22 protein-coding genes are annotated in these 23,919 nt (G+C 67.8%); 13 read left to right on the top strand and 9 right to left on the bottom strand.

Annotated features, from left to right (window positions below; all coding sequences use genetic code 11):
- Positions 1-502: 502 nt before the first annotated feature.
- On the top strand, positions 503-2,602 hold the full coding sequence (locus ACVOMM_RS17325; protein WP_481526552.1) for a glycosyl hydrolase family 18 protein: 2,100 nt from the start codon (positions 503-505) through the stop codon (positions 2,600-2,602).
- Positions 2,603-2,681: 79 nt separating this feature from the next.
- On the opposite strand, the gene ACVOMM_RS17320 is transcribed toward ACVOMM_RS17325, so the two are convergent.
- Positions 2,682-3,473, bottom strand: coding sequence for a DsbC family protein (locus ACVOMM_RS17320; protein WP_164152902.1), 792 nt, complete (start codon positions 3,471-3,473; stop codon positions 2,682-2,684).
- 101 nt (positions 3,474-3,574) lie between these two features.
- A complete protein-coding gene (gene xerD, locus ACVOMM_RS17315; RefSeq protein WP_053516940.1) occupies positions 3,575-4,552 on the bottom strand; it encodes a site-specific tyrosine recombinase XerD in 978 nt (325 codons plus the stop codon).
- A gap of 56 nt (positions 4,553-4,608) precedes the next feature.
- On the opposite strand from xerD, the gene ACVOMM_RS17310 reads away from it, so the two are divergent.
- Positions 4,609-5,100, top strand: a complete 492-nt coding sequence (locus tag ACVOMM_RS17310) for an RDD family protein (protein ID WP_263177261.1) — start codon at positions 4,609-4,611, stop codon at positions 5,098-5,100.
- 41 nt (positions 5,101-5,141) lie between these two features.
- Here ACVOMM_RS17310 and lptG read toward each other — a convergent pair whose 3' ends face one another.
- Both lptG and lptF read right to left on the bottom strand, forming a co-directional pair.
- Positions 5,142-6,248: an LPS export ABC transporter permease LptG gene (gene lptG, locus ACVOMM_RS17305; RefSeq protein ID WP_053516943.1), complete on the bottom strand. Its 1,107-nt coding sequence runs from the start codon at positions 6,246-6,248 to the stop codon at positions 5,142-5,144.
- Positions 6,245-7,327 carry an LPS export ABC transporter permease LptF gene (gene lptF, locus ACVOMM_RS17300; protein ID WP_053516945.1) on the bottom strand — a complete coding sequence of 361 codons (1,083 nt, stop codon included), beginning with the start codon at positions 7,325-7,327 and terminating at the stop codon, positions 6,245-6,247. Before lptF ends, lptG begins: the two co-directional genes overlap by 4 nt.
- Positions 7,328-7,431: 104 nt before the next feature.
- On the opposite strand from lptF, the gene ACVOMM_RS17295 reads away from it, so the two are divergent.
- From ACVOMM_RS17295 to ACVOMM_RS17280, 4 genes are all read left to right on the top strand, one after another.
- Positions 7,432-8,910 (top strand): leucyl aminopeptidase, encoded by a 1,479-nt coding sequence (locus tag ACVOMM_RS17295; RefSeq protein WP_065175340.1) that lies wholly within the window; start codon positions 7,432-7,434, stop codon positions 8,908-8,910.
- An 82-nt stretch (positions 8,911-8,992) separates the two neighbouring features.
- Complete coding sequence (locus ACVOMM_RS17290; protein ID WP_004154132.1) at positions 8,993-9,418, top strand: DNA polymerase III subunit chi; 426 nt, start codon at positions 8,993-8,995, stop codon at positions 9,416-9,418.
- Between the two features lie 72 nt (positions 9,419-9,490).
- Positions 9,491-12,334 (top strand): valine--tRNA ligase, encoded by a 2,844-nt coding sequence (locus ACVOMM_RS17285; protein WP_481526551.1) that lies wholly within the window; start codon positions 9,491-9,493, stop codon positions 12,332-12,334.
- Between the two features lie 63 nt (positions 12,335-12,397).
- Positions 12,398-13,219 (top strand): EamA family transporter, encoded by an 822-nt coding sequence (locus ACVOMM_RS17280; protein WP_111186577.1) that lies wholly within the window; start codon positions 12,398-12,400, stop codon positions 13,217-13,219.
- 75 nt (positions 13,220-13,294) lie between these two features.
- Here the strand turns inward: ACVOMM_RS17280 and rimI are convergent, their stop codons facing one another.
- Genes rimI through pssA form a run of 3 tightly spaced genes read right to left on the bottom strand, consistent with a single transcriptional unit; the run spans position 13,295 to position 15,059 of the window.
- Positions 13,295-13,792: a ribosomal protein S18-alanine N-acetyltransferase gene (gene rimI, locus ACVOMM_RS17275; RefSeq protein ID WP_053516950.1), complete on the bottom strand. Its 498-nt coding sequence runs from the start codon at positions 13,790-13,792 to the stop codon at positions 13,295-13,297.
- The gene (locus ACVOMM_RS17270; RefSeq protein ID WP_053516951.1) at positions 13,789-14,286 is read right to left on the bottom strand and encodes a hypothetical protein; all 498 of its coding nucleotides are present in this window, start codon (positions 14,284-14,286) and stop codon (positions 13,789-13,791) included. Before ACVOMM_RS17270 ends, rimI begins: the two co-directional genes overlap by 4 nt.
- Positions 14,283-15,059: a CDP-diacylglycerol--serine O-phosphatidyltransferase gene (gene pssA, locus ACVOMM_RS17265; protein WP_053516952.1), complete on the bottom strand. Its 777-nt coding sequence runs from the start codon at positions 15,057-15,059 to the stop codon at positions 14,283-14,285. The genes ACVOMM_RS17270 and pssA overlap by 4 nt, the downstream gene beginning before the upstream one ends.
- Before the next feature lie 80 nt (positions 15,060-15,139).
- On the opposite strand from pssA, the gene ACVOMM_RS17260 reads away from it, so the two are divergent.
- From ACVOMM_RS17260 to ACVOMM_RS17250, 3 genes are all read left to right on the top strand, one after another.
- Positions 15,140-15,517, top strand: a complete 378-nt coding sequence (locus ACVOMM_RS17260) for a DUF4124 domain-containing protein (protein ID WP_074902117.1) — start codon at positions 15,140-15,142, stop codon at positions 15,515-15,517.
- Positions 15,518-15,977: 460 nt separating this feature from the next.
- A complete protein-coding gene (locus ACVOMM_RS17255) occupies positions 15,978-17,669 on the top strand; it encodes a proline--tRNA ligase (RefSeq protein WP_180875768.1) in 1,692 nt (563 codons plus the stop codon).
- Between the two features lie 222 nt (positions 17,670-17,891).
- On the top strand, positions 17,892-18,272 hold the full coding sequence (locus ACVOMM_RS17250; RefSeq protein ID WP_053516955.1) for an H-NS histone family protein: 381 nt from the start codon (positions 17,892-17,894) through the stop codon (positions 18,270-18,272).
- Positions 18,273-18,326: 54 nt separating this feature from the next.
- Here the strand turns inward: ACVOMM_RS17250 and ACVOMM_RS17245 are convergent, their stop codons facing one another.
- Positions 18,327-19,586 (bottom strand): threonine/serine exporter family protein, encoded by a 1,260-nt coding sequence (locus ACVOMM_RS17245; RefSeq protein ID WP_053516956.1) that lies wholly within the window; start codon positions 19,584-19,586, stop codon positions 18,327-18,329.
- 92 nt (positions 19,587-19,678) lie between these two features.
- Between ACVOMM_RS17245 and ACVOMM_RS17240 the strand changes: the two genes are divergently transcribed.
- Genes ACVOMM_RS17240 through ACVOMM_RS17225 form a run of 4 tightly spaced genes read left to right on the top strand, consistent with a single transcriptional unit; the run spans position 19,679 to position 23,197 of the window.
- Positions 19,679-20,800 (top strand): ABC transporter permease, encoded by a 1,122-nt coding sequence (locus tag ACVOMM_RS17240; RefSeq protein WP_053516957.1) that lies wholly within the window; start codon positions 19,679-19,681, stop codon positions 20,798-20,800.
- A gap of 1 nt (position 20,801) precedes the next feature.
- The gene (locus ACVOMM_RS17235) at positions 20,802-21,629 is read left to right on the top strand and encodes an ABC transporter ATP-binding protein (protein ID WP_053516958.1); all 828 of its coding nucleotides are present in this window, start codon (positions 20,802-20,804) and stop codon (positions 21,627-21,629) included.
- Between the two features lie 3 nt (positions 21,630-21,632).
- Positions 21,633-22,559, top strand: coding sequence for an MlaD family protein (locus ACVOMM_RS17230; RefSeq protein ID WP_053516959.1), 927 nt, complete (start codon positions 21,633-21,635; stop codon positions 22,557-22,559).
- Positions 22,556-23,197: an ABC-type transport auxiliary lipoprotein family protein gene (locus ACVOMM_RS17225; RefSeq protein WP_053516961.1), complete on the top strand. Its 642-nt coding sequence runs from the start codon at positions 22,556-22,558 to the stop codon at positions 23,195-23,197. The genes ACVOMM_RS17230 and ACVOMM_RS17225 overlap by 4 nt, the downstream gene beginning before the upstream one ends.
- An 8-nt stretch (positions 23,198-23,205) precedes the next feature.
- On the opposite strand, the gene ACVOMM_RS17220 is transcribed toward ACVOMM_RS17225, so the two are convergent.
- Positions 23,206-23,793, bottom strand: a complete 588-nt coding sequence (locus ACVOMM_RS17220; RefSeq protein ID WP_481526550.1) for an alpha-ketoglutarate-dependent dioxygenase AlkB family protein — start codon at positions 23,791-23,793, stop codon at positions 23,206-23,208.
- Positions 23,794-23,919 lie beyond the last annotated feature (126 nt).

Raw genomic sequence — 23,919 nt, 5'->3', positions numbered from 1 at the left:
GGTGGGTGGGGGGGGCCCCGGGCGGAAAGCCCCAGGATGGGCCCCCCCCCCCAAAAAGGCCGAATTAAAACCGACCCCCCCCCCCCCCCCCCCCCCCCCCCCCCCCCGCGGCCCGGGCGGGGGGGGGGGGGCGCCGCGCCGGCGGGGGGGGGCCCGCCGACCTCTTTTTTTTTTTCGGGCGGCCCCCCCCCCCCCCCCCCCCCCCCCCCGCCCAACCCCCACAAATCCGCTGTAAGCGACCAACCCCCCAGCCACGAAGGGGCTCCGCCGTTGGCCGCCAACTGCGCGCCAGCGCGTTCCGCCCGAATCCCGGAACCATGCGCTTGCTCACGGATTGACCACGCAATTGATGACAACGTTGTCCCCACCTGGCGCCGGACTCTCTCCCCGGCCTCCCAGGTGCCTCCGTCCGGCCCCTCCCGTCGCCTTCCCCGGCGCCGCCCGGACCTGCGTCACGCGCGGCGCCATCGGGGCCCGCGCGCCCTTTGATCGGAGACACACCATGTACGACCCGATTGTGCGCAGTGCCGAACGTTCCACCCGAAGCTGTCGTCCCCGCCGCCTGGCCTGGCTGCTTGCCCTGGCCGCCGGTGCCGCCAGCCTGCCGGGCCTGGCCCAGGCCGCCAGCTGTGCCGGCGTGGCCGAATGGGACCAGGCCAAGATCTATCGCGCCGGCGACACCCTGCAGAAGGGCGGCGTGCTGTATCGGGCAAACCAGGACATCTGGAATGCCCCGCCAGACCATCCGGCCGGTGCGCCCTACTACACCAACCTCGGTGCCTGCGATGGCGGCGGCGTCAACCAGCCTCCCGTGGTCAGCCTGACCTCACCGGCCAATGGCGCTACCTTCAGCGCCGGCAGCACCATCAACGTGACCGCCAACGCCAGCGACCCGGACGGCAGCGTCAGCAAGGTGGAATTCTTCCGCGACGGCAGCTCGATCGGCGTGGATACCAGCGCTCCCTACAGCGCCAGCTGGGCCAATGCCAGCGCCGGCAGCCACACCCTGCGCGCGGTGGCCACCGACAACAACAACGCCACCACCAGCACCCCGACCATCACCATCACCGTCAACGCTGCCGGCGGCGATACCACCGCACCCAGCGTGCCCGGCGGGCTGGCGGTGGGCACCCGTACCGCCAGCAGCATCGTGCTGAGCTGGAGTCCGTCCACCGACAACGCCGGTGGCAGCGGCGTGGCCGGTTATGATGTGTACCGCAACGGCAGCCTGGTCGGTTCTCCGTCCAGCACCAGCTACGTCGATGGCGGCCTGACCGCGTCCACCACCTACCGCTACCGTGTGCGTGCCCGCGACAACGCCGGCAATGCGTCCGCCCAGGGCACGGAAATCAGCGCCACCACCCTGGCCGGCGACGGTGGCGGCACCGGCAAGCGGGTCATCGGCTACTTCACCCAGTGGGGCATCTACGGCCGCAACTACCGGGTGAAGAACATCGACAGCAGCGGTTCCGCCGCGCGGCTGACCCACATCAACTACGCCTTCGGCAACGTGCGCAACAACCGCTGCGAAGTGGGCGTGACCCAGCCGTCGGACCCGAACAGCGGCGCCGGTGGCGATGCGTTCGCCGATTACACCAAGGCCTTCAGCGCCGCCGAGAGCGTCAGTGGCAGCGCCGATACCTGGGACCAGCCGCTGCGCGGCAACTGGAACCAGCTCAAGCAGCTCAAGGCCAAGCATCCGGGTCTGAAGGTGCTGATCTCGCTGGGCGGCTGGACCTGGTCGCGTGGATTCTCCAGCGCGGCCCGTCCGGAGAACCGCCAGGCCTTCGTCGCCTCTTGCATCGACGCCTACATCAAGGGCAACCTGCCGGTGACCGACGGCGCCGGCGGCGCGGGCGCAGCGCTGGGCGTATTCGACGGCATCGACATCGACTGGGAATACCCCGTGGCCTGCGGCATCGAGTGCGGCAAGCCCGAGGACAACGCCAACTTCACCGCACTCATGGCCGAGTTCCGCCGCCAGCTCGATGCGGTGCGTCCGGGCCTTCTGCTGACCGTGGCGGTGGGTGCCGGCATCGACAAGATCCGCGTCACCGACCCGGCGGCTTATCACCCGTACCTGGACTACATCAACGTGATGACCTACGACTTCCACGGTGCGTGGGATGCAAGGACCAATCACCAGTCGGCACTGTTCGATTCGCCGAATGATCCGTCCACCGGCGACCAGAAGCTGTACAACAGCAACGACGCCATCGAGGCCTTCATCAGCCGGGGTGTGCCGGCCGCCAAGCTCAACCTGGGCATCGGCTACTACGGACGTGGCTGGACGGGCGTGGCCAATGCCAACAATGGCCTGTACCAGACCGCCTCAGGCGCCGCACCGGGCACCTATGAGGCCGGCATCGAAGACTGGAAGGTACTGAAGAACCTGGCCTGGCCGGGCTACACCGACAACACCGCCGGCGCCACCTGGATCTACAACGGCAGCACGCTGTGGAGTTTCGACACTCCGGCCAACATCACCCGCAAGATGGGCTACGTGAAGACCCAGGGCCTGGGCGGCGCGTTCGTCTGGGAATTCAGTGGTGACGATGCGCAGGGCACGCTGACCAAGGCCGTCAGCGATGGTCTGAAGTAAGGAAAAGGCCGGGGGCCCCGTGCGCCCCCGGCCTTGATCGGATGAGGCATCCGCCGGGCATGGCCCGGCGATATCCCGGTCAGCGCTGGGCCGACAGTTTCTCCAGCGCCGCACGCAGCTGCGCCGGCGGCAGGTAGCCGCCCAGCTGGGTGCCATCGGGCGCGAAGATCGCCGGGGTACCGTTCACCCCCAGCTGCTGTCCGAGCGCGTACTGCATCGCCACCGGATTGGTGCAGTTCTTCGCCGGCACGGCTCCGCCACGCTTGGCATTGGTCAGCGCCTGGCGGCGATCGGCTGCGCACCAGACCGAAATCATGTCGGTGTAATCCTTGCTGCCCAGTCCCATGCGCGGGAAGGCCAGGTACTCGACGCTGATGCCGTTGCGGTTGAGTTCGGCGATGTCCTGGTGCAGCTTGCGGCAATAGCCGCACTCGATGTCGGTGAACACGCTGACCGTGTACTTGGCGTTGGGCGCGGCGAACACGATGCGGTCGCCGTGGTTGGCCTTGGCCAGCAGCGCGCGACGGTAACCGAGCAGGCCCTCGCTGTTGGCCGGCCCCTTGGCCCGGGTGTCATAAGGCTGCGACTGGAACAGGTAGCGGCCGTCGTCGGAGACATACAGCAGCTGACCGGAGACCACCACCTCGCGGAAACCGGGGAAGGGCGCGGCGCCGATGTAATCCACTTCGAAACCGGGGTTGAGCGCGGTCAGCGCGGCGCGCACCGCCTGCTCTGCCGGACCATTGGCAGCCGGGGTGGCCCGGGCGGAGGCGGCGGCAGGCGCCTTGGCCGCAGGGGCCGGCGGAGCCGGCTGGGCGCAGGCCGTCAGGCTGAGCGCGCCGAACACGGCGGCGATGGCGAATCGGAGCATGGAGCATTCCGCAGCAGAAGAGGACCACCGATTCTGACACAGCCGCCCGGGGCGGCGCCGTGGCCCGCTGACGGGAGCCGGACGGGATTCATCCAGGCCGCTCAACCACGGGGATGGTGGCGGGCGTGCAGCTTCTGCAGGTGTTCACGCGCCACCAGCGTGTAGATCTGGGTGGTCGACAGCGAGCTGTGGCCAAGCAGCATCTGCAGCGCACGCAGGTCCGCGCCACGGTTGAGCAGATGGGTGGCGAAGCTGTGCCGCAGGCCATGCGGGCTGATGCGGGCCGGATCGATGCCGGCGACCTGCGCGTGGCGCTTGACCAGATGCCAGAACGCCTGCCGCGTGAGCGCGTGCAGCCGGGGCTCGATGAACAGCGGCGTCTGCCCATCGGCGAGTGCCTGCACCCTGCCCTTTCCCACCAGCTGCGGCCGCGAATGCTGCAGGTAACGCTCCAGCCAGTGCTGTGACTCCTCGCCCAGCGGCACCAGCCGCTCCTTGCTGCCCTTGCCGGTCACCCGCAGCACGCCCTGCCGCAGGTTCACCGCCGTTGCCGGCAGCAGTACCAGTTCGCTCACGCGCAGGCCCGCGGCGTACATGAGCTCCAGCATGGCCCGATCACGCAGCCCCAGCGGACTGCCGACATCCGGCGCGGCCAGCAACGCATCGATCTGGCTTTCGGCCAGCGCCTTGGGCAGCAGGCGTGGCAGCTTCGGCGGATCCAGCAGAGCGCCGGGGTCCTCGCTGCGCTCGCCGCGACGCACGCCATCGGCGAAGAACGCACGCAGCGCCGACAGCAGGCGCGCATTGCTGCGTGGCGACCAGCCATGGCGCGTGCGCCAGGCCAGGTAGTCGAACAACCCGGCGCGTTCGACGCCGGCCAGGCCCCCTTCGCGGCCGTCCAGCCAGCGTGCCAACCCTTCCAGATCGCGACGGTAGCTGTCCAGGGTGGCCCTGGCCAGACCGTTCTCCGCCCAGATGGCATCAAGGAAGCGCTGGATGCGCATGCTGTCGTCGGCACGCAGTGCAGGCAGTTGCTGGACCAGCTGACGGCGCTCGGCGGGGGTGGAAATGACGGCCATGCGTGGAGGATACGAGGGTGACTGCGGACGCGGCCAGCTTTGCGTATGCTCGGCGCATGTCCAGCCCAGCCACCGACGTGTCTTCCACTGCCACGCCCGAGGCGCAGCGCCCCCGTGCGCTGCTGCCGTGGCGCGTGCTGGCGATGGTCTACGACGCGCTGCCCGTGCTCGCGCTGTGGATGCTGGCCGGCACGGCGTTCACCCTGGCCTATACCTTCAGTGGCCATGCACAGCGCGAGAACATCGCGCCCTTCAGTGCCTGGCAATGGCTGTTGTGGGCGGTGTGCTGGGTCATAACCGGGGCCTATGCAACCGCCAGCTGGCGCCGGGGTGGGCAGACCCTTGGCATGCGGCCGTGGCGCCTGAAACTGGTGTCGGCCGACGGCACCGCGCTGCGGCGCGCGCAGCTGTGGCTGCGGTTCGCCGTGGCAACGCTGTCGTTGCTGCTGGGTGGGCTGGGCTTCTGGTGGGCCCTGCTGGATCGCCAACGCTTGGCGTGGCACGACCGTGCCAGTGGCACGCGTCTGGTGCGGATGCCCAAGCGCTGAAGTGTCCTGCTGGCGCCGGGCATGGCCCGGCGTTGCCGGAATCAGCCCGATTTCCGCCGGAACAGCAGGCCTGACACCACCAGCATCACGATCGGCGGCAGCGCGTAGGCGATGCGGTAATCAAACTTCAGTGCGCCGGCCATGCGCCCGAAGAACAGCTGCAGCAGCCAGAAGCCCAACGCGAACAGGATGCCGAGGAACAGGCGCTTGCCCATGCCACCACTGCGCAGCGAACCAAACGCGAACGGCACGGCGGCCAGGCACAGCGCCAGTACGTTCACCGGATAGAACCAGCGGCTCCAGTACACATCCTCGAAGTCACGCGCATCCAGGCCGTTGCGCTCGCGATAGGCGATGCTCGTGCTCAGTTCGGACACGCTCAGGTTGCGCGGCTTGGCGATACCGGTCGCCAGTGCCGCCGCGTCCAGCTTGGAATTCCAGGGCTCGCGCGCCACTTCCTCGCGCGTTGCCGAGCGCTCGCCGAAGGTATCGCGGCGCACGCCGGTCAATACCCAGCCGTCCTTGTCATGTTCGGCAGTGGCGGCGTGGGTCAGGGATGCGATCCGCCCGTCTTCGGCGATCCGGTACAGGCGGACGTCACGCAGGATCAATCGCGTTCCCGTGTTGCCGACCAGCTGTTCCTCACCGCTCTGCGCGTTGAGGAAGGTATCGCCTTCGCGTGCCCACATGCCGGAATAACGGGCCACGGCCATGTCCTGGCCCCATTTGGCACTCATCTTCAGCGAATCGGCACGGTTCTGCCCCCACGGGCCCAGCGTCTCGGCGCTGAACACCATCACTGCGGTCAGCAGCGACAGGGCAATCGCCACCGACACGCTCAGGCGTTTGCGGGACAGGCCCAGCGCACGCAGCGCGGTCAGTTCGGAGGTCGCCGCCAGCTGGCCCAGCCCCATCAGCGCGCCGATCACCGCTGCGGTCGGGAAGAAGGTGTAGGCGCGGCGTGGCACCGTATACAGCACCCACGCCGCGGCGTGTCCCAGGGTGTAGCCGTTCTTTCCGATGTCCTTGAACTCGCCGGAGAAGGCCATCACCACGTCCAGGCCGGTCAGCACCGCCCAGGTCAACAGCACGGTGCCGAACACCGCGCGCCCGAGGTAGAAATCGAACCGCATCGGTCGCAGCATCATGCGCGGGCCCCCTTGGGCAGGCTCATGCGTCCATCACGCGCATACATCCAGACCGCGAACGCCAGCAGTGGCAGGGTCAGCCACCACAGGCCCAGCATCGCCGGCAGCTTGCCACTGGCGATCCAGCCGGCGCCGATGAACGTCAGGTTGGTGCCGACCATGTAGGCCAGCAGGGCCAGCATCATGCGCCCGTAGCGCTGCTGGCGCGGCGAGCTGCGCCCCAGCGGCACGGTCAGCAGGGCGAACGCCAGGGCGATCAGCGGCGGGGCCAGCCGGCGATGCAGTTCGGCCTGGGCCTGGGTGCGGCCGTCGCCCAGCAGCTGCAGGGTCGACATCAGTTCCGGATCGTCATCCTTGCGGGTCTGCGCACCGTCAGGCAGGGCCACATCGTTGCGGGCGAAGGTGGCCAGCCGGTAATCCAGCGCACCGGCCAGCGGACCCTCGACCTGGTGGCCCTTGTCCAGTTCCAGGAAGCGCTGCCGCTCGCCTTCGAAGTACATGCGGCCGCTGGCGGCAGAGACCACTTCCAGCCGGTCGTCCTTGGCACGCTGCAGGAACACCTTGCCCAGCTGGGTGCCATCGGGCGAAATCGAGGACAGGTAGACCACGCCGCCGTTGGGCAGCGGGGTGAAGCGCCCGGGCTCCAGGCCGGCCATCAGTACGCTGCGGTTGGCGTCCTGGATCATCTGCTCGGCGGTGCGTGAGGCCCACGGCCCCAGCCACAGTGAACAGGCGCCCACCACCGCCACCACCGGCACCACCAGCATCAGCAGCGGCCGCAGCAGGCGCCTGGGGCCCACGCCGATGGCGGTGATCACCGCCATTTCCGAGTCGCGGTAGAGGCGGGCGATCGCCAGCAGCAGGCCCAGCATCAACGCCAGCGGCAGGATCAGCGGCATGTAGACGATGAACTGCAGCGCCAGCTGCGAGAACAGCAGCCTGGCCGGCAGGCGCCCGTCGGCGATGTTGCCGAGGATGTCCACCAGCACGCCGCCCACGCTGACCACCAGCAGGACGATCAGGGTGGCCAGGAAACTCTGGACGAAATCGCCCAGCAGGTAGCGGTCGAGCTTCAACATGGGGCGGTGGTTTAAACTCTGGGGTTCGTTCGCGGTGCCGCCCAGTCTAGCGTCTGGGCGTAAACGGTCCGCGATTGTACGGACTTGCCAATGGAATCTGCTCAATGGCTCTCGAATTCACCCTGAACCACCTCGCCCCGGCCGCCGCCCCCGTTGACTGCCTGGTGGTCGGCGCGTACGCCGACCATACCCTGACTCCGGCTGCACAGGCGCTGGATGCCGCCAGCGGCGGCCGCCTGTCGGCCCTCGCCCAGCGCGGCGACCTGTCCGGCAAGACCGGTGCCACCAGCCTGCTGCACGACCTGCCGGGCGTGGCAGCGCCGCGCGTGCTGGTGGTCGGGCTGGGTGAAGCCGCCCGCTTCGGCGTGCCGCAGTATCTGAAGGCCGTAGGCGACGCCGTTCGCGCGCTGAAGGCAGGCGCCACCCGCAGCGCGCTGTTCACCCTGTCTGAAGTGGCTGTGAAGGAGCGCGATGCGGCCTGGGCGATCCGTCAGGCAGTGATCGCCGCCGATCACGCGGCGTACCGCTACACCGCCACGCTGGGCAAGAAAAAGGCCGATGATGCCGGGCTGGCCCAGCTGGCCATCGCTGGTGACGACGCGCAGGCCCTGGCCCAGGGCCAGGCCATTGCTGCCGGTGTCGAGTTCGCCCGCGAACTGGGCAACCTGCCGCCGAACTATTGCACCCCGGCCTACCTGGCCGAAGTCGGCGTGAAGTTCGCCAGCGAGCATGACGGCGCCGAGGCCGAGATCCTCGACGAGACCCAGATGGAAACCCTGGGCATGGGCTCGCTGCTGGCCGTGGCCCGTGGTTCGGCCAATCGCCCGCGCTTGGTCGTGCTGAAGTGGACCGGTGCCGGCGATGCCAAGCCCTATGTGCTGGTCGGCAAGGGCATCACCTTCGATACCGGTGGCGTCAACCTGAAGACCCAGGGCGGCATCGAGGAAATGAAGTACGACATGTGCGGCGGCGCCAACGTCATCGGCACCTTCGTCGCTGCGGTCAAGGCCAGGCTGCCGTTGAACCTGGTGGTGGTGGTGCCGGCCGTGGAGAACGCCATCGACGGCAACGCCTACCGCCCGTCCGACGTCATCACCTCGATGTCGGGCAAGACCATCGAAGTCGGCAACACCGACGCCGAAGGCCGCCTGATCCTGTGCGATGCGCTGACCTACGCGCAGCGCTTCGAGCCGGCCGCGCTGGTCGACGTCGCCACCCTGACCGGCGCCTGCATGGTCGCCCTCGGCCACCAGACCGCGGGCCTGATGAGCAAGCACGACGACCTGGCCAACGAGCTGCTGGCCGCCGGCGAGCACGTGTTCGACCGCGCCTGGCGCCTGCCGCTGTGGGATGAGTACCAGCCGATGCTGGATTCGACCTTCGCCGACGTCTACAACATCGGCGGCCGCTGGGCCGGCGCCATCACCGCCGGCTGCTTCCTGTCGCGCTTCGCCGAAGGCCAGCGCTGGGCTCACCTGGACATCGCCGGCGTCGCCAGCGACGAGGGCAAGCGTGGCATGGCCACCGGCCGCCCGGTCGGCCTGCTGAGCCAGTGGCTGCTGGACCAGGCCGCCCGCGCCTGATGCTGTACCAGACCCTGGCCGGCCACCGCCGGCCAGGGCCTCGCCCGGCCAGACCGGGCCCCCGCCTGTTCCGGACCCTGCCATGCCCCGCGCCGACTTCTACCTGATCGCCAAGCCCCGTTTCCTGACCGAGCCGTTGCGCCTGGTCTGCGAGCTGGCACGCAAGGCCAACGATGCCGGCCTGTTCACCCTGGTGCTGGCGCGCGACCAGGCCCAGGCCGAGGAACTGGACGAACTGCTGTGGGCGTTCGATGACGACGCCTACATCCCGCATCAGATTGCCGGCGAGGACATGGACGAGGAAGAAGCGCTGGTGCTGATCGCCGTGCCCGGCACCGAGGCGCCGGCCCGCCCGCTGGTGATCAATCTGCGCGACGACCCCTGGCTGGGCCAGTGCGAGCGCGTGCTGGAAGTGGTCCCGGCCGACCCTGAAGCGCGCGAACCGCTGCGCGAACGCTGGCGCCAGTACAAGGCCGCCGGTTACGACCTGAACAAGCACGACATGTGAGCGCCCCGCGGCCCCCTTGATGGGCCACCCCTGCGCCCTGATCCTTCAACGATTACCTCCTGGTTCCCCCGCATGACCCAACTCGCCTCCAGCTACGACCCGAAGTCCTTCGAGACCGACCTCTACGAGGCCTGGGAGAAGGCCGGCCACTTCAAGCCGTCCGGCCAGGGCGAGCCGTACACCATCCTGCTGCCACCGCCGAATGTGACGGGCACGCTGCACATGGGACACGCCTTCCAGCAGACCCTGATGGATGCGCTGGTGCGTTACCACCGCATGCGCGGCTACGACACGCTGTGGCAGGTCGGCACCGACCACGCCGGCATCGCCACCGAGATGGTGGTCAGCCGCAACCTGGCGCTGGAAGGCAAGGGCGAAACCCGTGACTCGCTGGGCCGCGAAGGCTTCATCGGCAAAGTCTGGGAGTGGAAGCAGCAGTCCGGCGACACCATCGAACGACAGATGCGCCGCCTCGGCACGTCGGCCGACTGGTCGCGCAGCACCTTCACCATGGACCCGCAGCCCTCGGCGGCGGTGATCGAGGCCTTCGTGCGCTGGCATGAGCAGGGCCTGATCTACCGCGGCCAGCGTCTGGTCAACTGGGATCCAGTGCTGAAGACCGCCATCTCCGACCTGGAAGTGGAGAGCGCCGAAGAAGACGGTTTCCTGTGGTCGATCGCCTATCAGCTCGATGACGGCCTCAGCTACGAGCACGTCGAGCGCGACGCCGACGGTAACGAAACCCTGCGCGAGACCCGCGATTACCTGGTGGTGGCCACCACCCGCCCGGAGACCCTGCTGGGCGACACCGCCGTGATGGTGCATCCGGAAGACGAGCGGTACGCGCACCTGATCGGCAAGACCGTGGTGCTGCCGCTGACCGGCCGCCGCGTGCCGGTGATCGCCGATGATTACGTGGACCGCGCGTTCGGTACCGGCGTGGTCAAGGTCACGCCCGCGCATGACTTCAACGATTACCAGGTCGGGGTGCGCCACAGCCTGCCGATGATCAACCTGTTCACTCCGGTGGCGGCGCTGAATGAGAACGCCCCGGAACGCTTCCAGGGCCTGGACCGCTATGAAGCACGCAAGGCCGTGCTGTCCGAGCTGGAAGACCTGGGCATCCTGGTCGAGACCAAGGCGCACAAGCTGCAGGTGCCGCGCGGCGACCGCACCGGCCAGGTGATCGAGCCGTACCTGACCGACCAGTGGTTCGTGAAGATGGACGAGCTGGCCAAGCGCGGCCTGGAGCTGGTCGAAGGTACCGATGGGAAGCCGGGCAGCATCACCTTCGTGCCGCCGAACTGGATCAACACCTACCGTCACTGGATGGCCAACATCCAGGATTGGTGCATCAGCCGCCAGCTGTGGTGGGGCCACCGCATTCCGGCGTGGTTCGACGCTGCCACCGGCACCTGCTACGTCGGTCGCAGCGAGGATGAGGTGCGGGCAAAGCACAAGCTCGGCAGCGATGTCGTGCTGAACCAGGAAAGCGACGTGCTGGAAACGTGGTTCTCCTCCCAGCTGTGGCCGTTCTCCACCCTGGGCTGGCCGAACGAACAGGCCATGGCCGAGCGTGGCTTCGACCGCTACCTGCCGTCGTCGGTGCTGGTCACCGGCTTCGACATCATTTTCTTCTGGGTGGCCCGCATGATCATGGCCACCGACAACCTGACCGGAAAGATTCCGTTCAAGGACGTCTACTTCACCGGCCTGATCCGCGACGGACAAGGCCAGAAGATGTCCAAGAGCAAGGGCAACGTGCTCGACCCGCTGGACATCATCGATGGCATCAGCATCGATGACCTGGTCGCCAAGCGCACCGGCGGCCTGATGCAGCCGAAGATGGTGGAGAAGATCGAGAAAGCCACGCGCAGGGAGTTCCCGGACGGCATCGCCGCCCACGGCGCCGACGCGCTGCGCTTCACCATCGCGGCGCTGGCCACCCATGGCCGCGACATCAAGTTCGACATGAACCGTGCCGAAGGCTACAAGAACTTCTGCAACAAGCTGTGGAATGCCAGCCGCTTCGCGCTGATGAACACCGAAGGTGCGGCGTTCAGCGGCGTGCCGACACCGCGCACCGACGCCGAGCGCTGGATCCTTGCACGCCTTGCGGCCACCACCGCTGAAGCGCAGGGCCACTTCGCCGCCTACCGCTTCGACCTGCTGGCGCAGTGCCTGTACGAGTTCGCGTGGAATGCGTTCTGCGACTGGTTCCTCGAACTGAGCAAGCCGGCGCTGAGCGGCAGCGACGCAGCGGATGCCGAAAGCACCCGCCACACCCTGCTGTATGTGCTGGAAGCCCTGCTGCGCCTGCTGCACCCGTTGACGCCATTCATCACCGAACAGCTGTGGCAGCAGCTCGCCCCGCGCCTGGGCCTGGCCGAAACCACGCTGTCGCTGCGCCCCTACCCGACCGCAGCCGAGTTCCAGGGCGATTTCGCCCAGGCCGAGGCCGACGTCGAATGGCTCAAGGCGGTGATCAGCGCGGTGCGCCGCGTGCGCAGCGAACTGAACGTCGCACCGTCCAGGCTGGTGCCCCTGCGCCTGCAGGCCGGCCAGCAGCAGGATCGTGCCCGCGTCGAACGCTTCAGTGCGTCGCTGTCGTTCCTGCTGAAGCTGGACAGCGTGCAGTGGCTGGGCGAAGGCGAAAGCGCTCCGCCTGCGGCCGCCGCCATCGTCGGTGAGTTGAAGCTGCTGGTGCCGCTGGAAGGCCTGGTCGATCTGGATGCCGAACGTGCACGCCTGGACAAGGAGATCAAGCGCGTGGAAGGCGAGCAGGAGAAGAGCGAAACCAAGCTGGCCCGGTTCACCGACAAGGTGCCGGCTGCGGTGGTCGAGCAGGAGCGCGTGCGCCTGGCCGACTGGAACACCCAGCTGGCCGGCCTGCGCGAACAACGCGCGAAGCTGTAACAGCCGACCGGCGGGTGCGGATCCAGGTCCGCACCCGCCCAGGTCTTTTGGCATCATCAGAGGATGCCGCTTTCGATCTTCCTGCTGGTTCTCGCCGCTGCCGCGCTGCATGCCAGCTGGAACGCCATCGTCAAGCGTGGCGCCGACAAGCTCCTCGGCACCGTGCTCGTCACCGGCAGCGCCGCACTGCTGTCCGCCGCGCTGCTGCCTCTCCTTCCTCTGCCGGACGTGACCAGCTGGCCGTGGCTGGCGGCCTCGGTACTGCTGCAGGTGGTCTATTACGCGCTGGTCGCGCGCTGCTATCAGCAGGTGGACATGAGCCTGGCGTATCCGCTCATGCGCGGTTGCGCACCGATCCTGGTCGCGCTGGCCGGCACCGTGCTCGGCGAATCACTGCCCGCAGCGGCGTGGCTGGGCGTGGCGCTGGTCAGCAGCGGCATCCTGGCCATGGCACTGGGCGCGCGCGCAGGCCAGCTCGGCCTGCCGCTGCTGACGGCGACGATGATCGCAACCTACACCCTGGTCGATGCGCACGGCGCGCGCCTGTCGGGCAGCCCGCTGGCCTACACGTTGTGGCTGTTCCTGCTGTCGGGCATCCCGCTGCCGCTGTGGGCGCTGTACACCCGCCGCAGCGCGGTGCTGACCTATGCGCGCCAGCATTGGCCGCTGGGCCTGGCCGGCGGCGTGGGCACCACCGCGTCCTACGCGATGGCACTGTGGGCGATGACCCAGGTACCGGTCGCGATGGTGTCGGCCCTGCGCGAGTCATCGATCCTGTTCGCCCTGCTGATCTCGGCATTCCTGCTGCGCGAACGGATACCGCGCGTGCGCTGGCTGGCGGCGTCGCTGATCGTCAGCGGAGTGCTGGCCCTGCGGCTGGCGTGAGCCACACGTGCCCGCCAAGGTTGGCACCTGCCGCCAGCGCCCGGCCGTACCGGCGGGCAACGCGGCGCATCCCGGTTACAGCGGCGGCATCGTCTGCAGGTCGCCCTCGACCAGCTCGATCGCCATCACCACCGCGTCCTCGCGCCCCTGCGCGGCCGGGTAATAGCGCGGACGCCGGCCGATTTCGTTGAACCCTTCGCTGTGATACAGCGCCAGCGCCGGCGCATTGGACGGGCGCACTTCCAGGAACACACGCTGGGCACCGCGATCACCAGCCAGCTGCACCAGCGCACGCAGCAGCTGCCGCCCCAGCCCGCGTGACTGCACCAGCGGATCGATGCAGATGTTCAGCACATGCGCCTCGTCGGCAGCGATGCTCAGCACGCCGTAGCCGAGCAGCTGGCCATCGCGCTCCATTGCCAGACCGGGATAACCCGCACGCAGGCAATCGATGAAAATGCCGCGGGTCCACGGGAAGGGATAGCCACGCACCTCGATCGCCATCACCTCGGCAAGATCGCTCTCGCGCAGCGCCCGCAGGCGCACCGGACCGGGCTGGCTGACCGCACTCACGGCGCGCCCCGCTTGCGCAGGGCGCGCAGCTGCGGCCACAGCGCGCGCTTGGCGGCTGGATCACGGCGCAGCTGCTCCAACGGCCAGCTGTCCATCAGCGCCTGCGTCGCGGCATCGTTCGGATTGCAGCCGGACGCGCGCAGCAGCGCGATCTGCAGGCGATCAGGCAGACGTACCGCCGGCTGCCGGGTGGTGCCCGCCGAGGCTGCGCGTGCCGCCTGAGGTTCGGTTGCCGGCACCACGGCGGGCGCGGTGCGAGGCGGCGGCGACGGACTCCGCGGCTGGCGCGGTGCCGGCTCCACCGCTGACGGTTCGGGCTGGCGTGACGGAGACTGCGCTGCCGGGGGGTTGGCCGCATCGGCGTCGGCCACGCTCAGCTGCAATGCAGCGTCCAGCTCCGCGGCGAGCTGGCCGTCGTGATAGACGGTATAGCCCATCGCCTGCAGCCAGGCCTGCTGGGCCGGTGACCACAGCACGGGCAGATCCTGGCTCACGCGGCCTCGGACTTCTTGCGCAGGCGCTGCACCGCCCACATCACCGGGCCGGACAGGGCATACAGGATGCCCACGGCGAACAGGACGCGCGGCAGGTCGATCACCGCGATCGCGATGGCCATCGGTACCAGTGCCAGGACCAGGAACGGCACCCGGTCGGAACGGGAATCCTTGGCGGCACCGCCCTTGAAGCTCCAGAAGCGGATGCGGCTGACCATCAGCAGCGCAGCGACCAGCGTCACCGCCAGCGCCACATAGCGCAGCTGATTGCCATCCCAGCCCAGGTTGCCATCGGCGAAGGCCCAGACGAACGACATCATCAGCCCGGCAGCGGCCGGGCTGGCCAGGCCGACGAACCAGCGCTTGTCCACCACCGCGACCTGGGTATTGAAGCGGGCCAGGCGCAGCGCCGCGCATGCGGCGTACAGGAAGGCCACGGCCCAGCCGACACGGCCCAGCAGGGGATCATCGAATTTCAGCCAGGACAGCGACCAGTGGTACATCACCAGTGCCGGCGCCATGCCGAAGCTGACCAGGTCGGCCAGCGAGTCGTACTGCACGCCGAACTCGCTGCTGGTGCCGGTCAGGCGCGCGACACGGCCATCCAGGCCGTCCATCACCGCCGCCACGAACACCGCGATGCTGGCATTGACGAAATCCCCGTTGGCAGCGGCGATGATCGCGTAGAAGCCCGCGAACAGGCCCGCAGTGGTGAACAGGTTGGGCAGCAGGTAAATCGTGCGCGAACGCGGCGGCGGTGTGATCGGGTCCATGGAATCCAGTTTAATCGACTTGCCAGCGGTCGGTGCCAATGCTGCAATCGGCGTTCTACGCCCATTCTGCGGAGTTTGCCATGCGTGCCCTGTCCTGCCTGGGATGCCTGCTGCTGTTGGCCAGTACCAGTGCCATGGCCGGCCCCGTCTACAAGTGGAAGGACGCCAACGGCGTCACCCAGTATTCGGAAACCCCGCCAGCAGGCAGGACCTACGAGACCCGGGCGCAGGCGCGCTCGGCGCCATCGGCTGACAGCGCCGAACGCCCGGCCGCACCCGTACCGGAGCAGTGCAGCACCGCCCGTGCCAACCTGGCCCTGCTGGAAGGCTCCGGCCAGGTGATGCAGGACACCGACGGCGACGGCAAGGGCGACACCGTACTGACCGCGGAGCAGCGCACCGCGCAGAAGGGACTGGCTGAAGCCAGCATCAAGGCCTACTGCCCAGCAGCCGGTTGAGGGCTCGGCAGGGCTGCGCCCTGCACCTGCTTCAAGCAACCGCAACGTCAAATGCCAAAGCGGCTCTGGTTTTCTGCTGGTCTGGCGGGGCGGTGTGGGCTGGCAGGACACGCCGTAAACCCATCCATGGGGCTACATGGAATCAAGAATGGGGTCAGATCCGTTTCCGCAGGAAAACGGATCTGACCCCAAGGCATGTCCTGGCAGGTCGCAGAGATCCGTCGAAGGCGGGGCGGGTCCGGTGGCAGGGGTGTGAGCGGCATGGATGCCGCGACCAAGCCCCCATGGACGGGTTTACGGCGTCCCCTGCCACCGGATCCACCCCGCCATCCCACGCGAAGCCCGCTGTTGCTGTGGCAGTTGAAGTTGCCTGAGACGGGTGCAGGGCGCAGCCCGGCCGATACCCTCCCCCCGCCCGGGCTGGCAGAATAGGGATCTCTGCCGTAGACCGAAGCCGACGATGCGCCTCTCCCAGTTCCACCTGCACACCACCAAGGAAACCCCCAGCGACGCGGAGCTGACCAGCCACCGCCTGATGCTGCGTGCGGGCATGATCCGCAAGCTCGCCTCCGGCCTGTACACCTGGTCGCCGCTGGGACTGCGCGTGCTGCGCAAGGTCGAACGCATCGTGCGGGAGGAAATGGATCGCGCCGGCGCCGTGGAGTTCCAGATTCCGACCATCCAGCCCAAGGAGCTGTGGGAGCAGACCGGCCGCTGGCAGAAGTTCGGGCCGCAGCTGCTGAAGATCAAGGATCGCAAGGACCAGGTGTTCTGCTACAGCCCGACCGCCGAGGAAGCCGCATGCGACTTCGCGCGCAGCGAACTGTCCAGCTACAAGCAGCTGCCGGTGAACTTCTATCAGATCCAGACCAAGTTCCGCGATGAGATCCGCCCGCGCTTCGGCGTGATGCGTGCACGCGAATTCCTGATGAAGGACGCCTATTCGTTCCACCTGCACGATGAGTGCCTGGTGCGCGAGTACGAGAACATGAAGGCCGCCTACAGCCGCATCTTCACCCGGCTGGGCCTGGACTTCCGCATGGTGCAGGCCGATTCCGGCGCGATCGGTGGCGACGCGTCGCAGGAATTCCATGTGATCGCCGATTCGGGCGAGGACGCGCTGGTGTTCTCCACCGGCTCGGACTACGCGGCCAACATGGAAGCGGCGATCGCCGCGGAACCGGCACCGCGCGCGGCAGCCGGCGAGACGATGCGCAAGGTCGAGACCCCCACCCAGAAGACCTGCGAGGACGTTGCCGCCCTGCTCGGCATCGCGCTGCAGCGCACGGTGAAGTCGGTGGCGCTGATGACCGACGAAGGGTTCGTGCTGGTGCTGGTCCGTGGCGACCACGAGGTCAACGAGATCAAGCTGGGCAAGGTTCCCGGCCTGGAAGAGCAGCGCTTTGCCAGCGAAGCGGAGATCGCCGAGTACCTGGGCAGCGTGCCCGGCTTCCTCGGCCCGGTTTCACCGGCCAAGGCGATCCGCGTGGTGGCCGACCGCGAAGTGGCGGCGATGTCCGATTTCGTGGTCGGTGCCAATGAAGCGGGCTTCCACCTGGCTGGAGTCAACTGGGGCCGCGACCTGCCGGAACCGGAAGTGGTCGATATCCGCAACGTGCGTGCCGGTGACCGTGCGCTGGACGGCGGCGAGTTGAAGATCGCCCGTGGCATCGAAGTCGGCCACGTGTTCCAGCTTGGCCGCAAGTACGCCGAAGCACTGGACGCCACCGTACTGGACGAGAACGGCAAGGCCGCAGTGATGGCAATGGGCTGCTACGGGATCGGCATCTCGCGCGTGGTCGCTGCCGCGATCGAACAGAATCACGACGATGCCGGCATCATCTGGCCGGACGCGATGGCGCCGTGGCAGGTGGTGGTGTGCGTCATCAACCCCAAGGGCGATGCCGCTGTGGCCGAAGCCGCTGCCGGCCTGCTGCAGGAACTGCGCGATGCCGGTCTCGATGCCGCGCTGGATGATCGCGGGCTGCGCCCGGGTGCGATGTTTGCCGACATGGAGTTGATCGGCATCCCGCATCGCGTGGTGGTCAGCGAGCGCGGCCTGGCGGCCGGCACGTACGAGTACCGCTCGCGACGCGCCAGCGAAGCCGAAAGCCTGGATAAGGCTACCCTGCTGCAACGCCTGCAGGGTTGAGTGACCGGACCGGGGCATGCCCCGGTCTTTTTCTTTGTACCGGCGGTGGGCCGGTGAATATGCAGCTGGACATAATCCGGTCAAAATGGTCACGATGCAGTCGGTCCATCGCCATACCCTGACCTGCATGATTTGTACTGGATTTAATTCATCATTATCCTGTGCGCCGACGCCACGGACCGGCTCGTCCCTGTCCCTTATTAGTTTCCGGAGTAACCGTAGATGAGCATCGACCTGACCGGCCTGTCGGCACGCGAGCTGGGCGCATTGATCCGCACCGCGAAAAAGCAGCAGACCATCGTCGCCAAGCGTCGCCCGATCGCCAAGGTGCGGGCCCAGCTGAGCAAGCTGGCCAAGACCGAGGGTTACACCATCGAGGAGTTGTTCGGTACCGCTACCACGGCTGCCAAGCCACGCGCCCGCAAGGCAGCGGCGCCGTCCAAAACCGCCGGCCGCAAGCTCGGCAAGGTCGCCCCGAAGTACCGCAACCCGGCCAACCCGAAGGAAACCTGGACCGGCCGTGGCAAGCAGCCGCGCTGGATGGCCGAGCTGACCGCCAAGGGCAGCAAGAAGCCGGAAGATTTCCTGATCAAGAAGGCCTGAGGCCGGATCGGAAAGAATGAAGAACGCCGGCGCAAGCCGGCGTTCTTCATTCCATCACAACGTCTTGCGCGCCGGCATCAAGAGGTTGCCGAACAGCAGGCCCGCCACCAGCGCCATCACCACGTTGAGCACGGTCAGGAACACGCTCTGGCCGGCACCGACATCCTGCTGCTGGACGAGCGTCAGCACGCCACGCAGGCTGGTGCTGCCAGGGACCATCATGATGATGCCCGGCAGGCGGATGATCGCACCCGGACGCCCGGCCAGCCGACCGAACAGGTTGCCGCCGGCGGTCAGCACCATCGCCGACAGGAAGATGCCTGCCGGTGCCCCCCAGGCGTGCCCGCCAAACTTGGAAATGGCATAGCCGGCCACGGACGCGGCAATCACCCAGGGATAATCGCGACGGCTGGCCTTGAACAGCATCGCGAAGGCGAAGGCCGCGGTCAGCAGCGACCCCCACTCCACCCACGGTCCCTGCGGTCGCGAGGCACGGATCACCGGGTCCAGGCCCAGCACATCGGCCAGGGTCACCGCGATCATCGCGCCGACGCTCAGTTTCATGATCGTGGTCAGCGCACCGGCAAACCGCGCGGTGCCTGACACCCAGTGCTGGCTGGCCAGTTCGTTGACCGCATTGGTCAGCGACATGCCGGGCAGCAGCACCACCAGCGAGGCGATGATCACCGTGTTGAGGTTGAGCGCGCCGACAAACGAAGCGACCAAGGTGGCAACCAGGCCGGCCAGCAGCGCGGCCAGCGCCTCGGCGGCCTCGCGGGTCGCCGGGCGACGGTCGGTGACCATGCCGAGCAGGCCGATCATCAGGCCGATGACACCGGCGGTGGCGATGTCCAGCCAGGGCAGCTTCCACATGCCGGCGACACCGGCCGCGCCGAGCGTGAACGAGAGGATGGTGCGGAGCTTGCCGCGACGGCCGGGATCCTTGTCCAGCTGACGCAGCGCAGTGTGCCCCTGCGCGATGCTCATCCGCCCGTTGGCCACTTCCTCGGCGATCCGGTCGGCGACACTGAGCTTGTGCAGGTCGTTCTCGCCCGGTGCCAGGCGGATCACGCGGGTGATGTCGCTGGAGCCGATCGCCTGGGCCGGGTCGCTGAAGCTGAGGATGATGCCGGTGGGGTTAGACCACGGTTCACAATCGAGATCGAGCTGTTTTGCCAGTGCGACCACGGCCGTTTCCAGACGCTGGGCCGTGGTGCCGTAGCTGTGGAGGCGGCCGGCGATCTCGGAAACGAAGGCCACGCGCTGCGCGTAGGTGGCCTGGGGCGTGGGGATCGTGTGAGCGTCTGCGGACATGCGCCGTAGTATTACCTAGGCCGGGCCCCGCCGGAGGAATTCATCCTGGTTCAACGCGAAGCACAATACAGAACGGTTATGCTGCGACCCGAATGGCCCACGTGACCCAGAACCTCGCCCCCCAGCTCGAACAGGACGCCCACGACCCCGGGCTGATCCGCCTGTCCGGCCACTGGACCTTGAAGACCGCGCTGGCTGCGGCCGAGGTGCTGCGCGCCGTTCCCGACAAACTGACCGGCATTGACGCCACGGGCATCGAGCAGCTCGATTCGGCCGGCGTACTGCAGCTGTTGCGCGTGGCCCATCGCGCCGACCTCGGTGAGGATGCGCTGCAGTTCCGGCCGGATCACCAGGCACTGGTGTGCACCATCGAGGAAGTGGCCGACGATCGGCCCAAGCCCAAGCGCGACTTCGGCGTGCTGGCCGCGCTGGAACGGCTGGGCGTCAGCATGCATGGCACCGGCCACAACATCGTGGCCCTGGCCAGCTTCCTCGGCGAGGCGATGGTCAAGACCGCTCGCCTGGTCAAGCAGCCGCGGCGCTTCCGCCTCACCGCCACCGTGCACCAGATGGAACAGGTGGGCCTGGACGCCGTGCCGCTGGTGGCGCTGCTGTCCTACCTGGTCGGTGCGGTGATCGCGTTCCTGGGCTCGACCATCCTGCGCGACTTCGGCGCGGAGATCTACGTGGTCGAGCTGGTCAACATCGCCTTCCTGCGCGAGTTCGCCGTGCTGCTGACCGCGATCGTGCTGGCCGGCCGCACGGCAAGCGCGTTCACCGCGCAGATCGGCGCGATGAAGGCCCGCGAAGAGATCGATGCGATGCGCACGCTGGGCCTGGACCCGATCGACCTGCTGGTACTGCCGCGCCTGTTCGCGCTGCTGGTGACCCTGCCGCTGCTGACCTTCATCGCGATGATTGCCGGCCTGGCCGGCGGCATCACGGTCGGCGCGTTCGATCTGGACATTCCGCCGCAGATGTACATCGCGCGGATGCACGACACGATGGAGGTGCGGCACATGCTGGTCGGCCTGTCCAAGGCGCCCGTCTTCGCGGTGGTGATCGGCCTGATCGGCTGCCTGGAGGGCCTGAAGGTGACCGGCACCGCGCAGTCGGTCGGCGAGCGCACCACATCCAGCGTGGTGCAGACCATCTCGCTGGTGATCATCATCGACGCCTTTGCGGCGTTGTGGTTCATGCATATGGACTGGTGACATGAACACGACCTCCGGTTCCGGCACCTTCGAGATGCGTGATGACGATGGCCATGACCTGGCCATCCGCGTGCGTGGGCTGGTCAACCGCTTCGGCAGCCAGACCGTCCATGAGGACCTCGACCTGGACGTGCGGCGCGGCGAGATCCTCGGCGTCGTCGGCGGCTCGGGCACCGGCAAGTCCGTGCTGATGCGCTCGATCCTGGGCCTGCGCGTGCCGGATGAAGGACAGATCGAAGTGCTCGGCCGCGATGCGCGTGCCGACGATGCCGAAAGCCGGCTGCATATCGAGCGCAACACCGGCGTGCTGTTCCAGGATGGCGCGCTGTTCTCCTCGCTGACCGTCGGCGAGAACGTGCAGGTTCCGCTGAAGGAGCATCATCGCGACCTTCCCGAACGCTGGCACTACGAGCTGGCACTGCTGAAGGTGAAGCTGGCCGGCCTGCCCGCCGATGCGATCAACAAGCTGCCCTCGCAGCTGTCCGGCGGCATGCGCAAGCGTGCCGGCCTGGCCCGCGCGCTGGCACTGGACCCGCCGCTGCTGTTCCTGGACGAACCGACCGCCGGCCTGGACCCGATCGGCGCGGCGGCCTTCGACCGGCTGATCAAGACCCTGCAGGAAGCGCTGGGCCTGACCGTGTTCCTGATCACCCATGACCTGGACACGCTGTACGCCATCTGCGACCGCGTCGCCGTGCTGGCCGACCACAAGGTGATCGCCAACGCACCGCTTGCGGAAATCGAGAAACTGGATCATCCGTGGATCCAGGAATACTTCCACGGACCACGTGCGCGTGCCGCGCGTGGCGAACAGATCGAGAGTGCCTGAGCCATGGAAACCAAAGCCAACTACGTGCTGATCGGCGCGTTCACCCTGATCACCGGCCTGGCCCTGCTGGCCTTCGGCCTGTGGGCGGCCAAGTACTCATCCGACCGCACCTGGCAGGAATACCGCGTGGTGTTCCGCGAGGCGGTGACCGGCCTGTCGGTCGGCAGCCCGGTGCAGTACAACGGCATCGCGGTCGGCTCGATCATCGAGCTGAACCTGGTACCGGACGATCCGCGCCAGGTGGTGGCGCGCATCCGCCTGAACTCCACCACCCCGGTAAAGACCGATACCCGTGCCAAGCTGGCGATCACCAGCCTGACCGGTCCGTCGATCATCCAGCTCAGCGGCGGCACGCCGCAGTCGCCGGCACTGACCACGGTCAACAAGGACCCGGCGCCGATCATCCCGACCACGCCTTCGGCACTGCAGAACATCACCGATGTGGCCAACCGCATCGTCGAGCGCATGGACCAGATCCTCAGCGATCGCAACGTGGCGTCGATCAACGCGACCCTGGCCAACCTGGAAACCATCAGCGGCGGACTGGCCGACCGCGACCAGGGCACACAGGCGCTGCTGCTCAGCGCGCGCGATGCCGCACGCAGCCTGGACACCACGCTGAAGACCACCAACGGCACCATCGAGCGCCTCGACAGGAACCTGGTGCAGCAGCTGCCGGGCATCATCGACAAGCTCGACGCTACCCTGGTCAAGCTCGATTCGGCTGCCGGCAATGCCGATTCGATCCTTGGCGAGAACCGCGCCGCGATCAACAGCTTCGCCAATGACGGGCTCGGCCAGCTGGGCCCGACCCTGACCGAACTGCGTGGCCTGATCCGCGACCTGCGCCGGGTCAGCGACCGCCTCGAGAACAACCCCGCGCGCTATCTGCTCGGCCGCGATGCCCCGAAGGAGTTCGAACCCAAATGAGCCCGACCCTCTTCCCACGCCTGCTGCTGCCAGGCCTGGCCCTGGCGCTGCTGTCGGGCTGCTCGATCCTCGGCAGCGGCGACAAGAATCCCGTCACCCTGTACTCGCCTGCCGTGCAGGTGAAGGTCGATCCCAGCTGGCCCCAGGTCGCCTGGCAGCTGGTGCTGGCCAAACCCAGCGCGGCGCGCATGGTCGACAGCCCGCGCATCAACGTGCGTCCCACGCCATCGGAGCTGGAGATCTACAGGGGCGCCAGCTGGGCCCAGCCGGCCACCGACATGATCGAGGACACGCTGCTGCGCGGTTTCGAGGACTCCGGCCGCATCAACGGCGTGGCCCGCACCGCCGCCGGTATCCGCGCCGATTACAAGCTGTCCACGGACATCCGTCGTTTCGAATCGGACTACCAGGGCCAGACCACGCCGACGGTGGTGATCGAACTCAATGCCAAGCTGATCCACGTGGCCGACCAGCGCGTGGTCGCTGATCGCACCTTCCGCCAGGCGCAGCCCGTTGGCAGTACCGATGTGCCGGCGGTTGCGGCGGCGTTCGAACGTGGCCTGCAGCAGATCGCGCAGGACGTGGTCGGCTGGACGCTGGTCAGTGGGCAGAACGACAGCGCCGCAGCACCGCGCTGATCCCTCGCTCAGCGCGGCGTGATCCAACGGAATGTCAGGTTGATCCGCTCGCCCTGGGCCCGCGCCATCTTCGGCAACGCGTGCTGATAGAAGCGCTGGGTGCTGCCGGCCATCAACAGCAGATCGCCATGGTCCAGCAGGAACTCCGCCTTGCGTGCCGGCTCGTCGCGTCGTCGCAGCAGGAAACGCCGCGCTGCACCCAGGCTCAGTGAAGCGATCACCGGCGCCGGTCCCAGTTCGGGTTCGTCGTCGCTGTGCCAGCCCATGTAATCGCCACCATCGCGGTATCGATTGAGCAGCACGCTGTTGAACCGGCCGATACCCTCTTCCTGCAATCGCACGCGCAGCGCCTGCAAAGCCGGCAGCCAGGGCCGCGGGACGAACTCGGCGCCGGAATACCGGTAGCGCGCCTGCGGATCGCCGATCCAACTGCTCAGCCGCGGCGAATCCACCCAGTGACCGAACATCCGGATGCGGTGCACATCCCAGGCCACCTGTTCGCCCAGTGTCCGCTGCAAAGCATCCGCCCGATCCGGCAGCAGCCAGCCCGGAACATGACGGACGTCGGCATCGGGCAGCTCGTGTGGAAACAGCATCGGGATCGCCAGGCAGTGTCGGGGGGGGGGGCCCCCCCCCCCCCCCCCCCCCCCCCCCCCCCCCCCCCCCCCCCGCCGGTTGGGAAATTGTGTGGAGAGAAAACCCCCCCCCCCCCGCGCCCCCCC

The sequence above is a fragment of the Stenotrophomonas sp. STEN009 genome, from assembly GCF_056760395.1.
The sequence above is the reverse complement of the archived record's forward strand: the minus strand, read 5'-3'. Positions and strand labels throughout refer to the sequence as shown.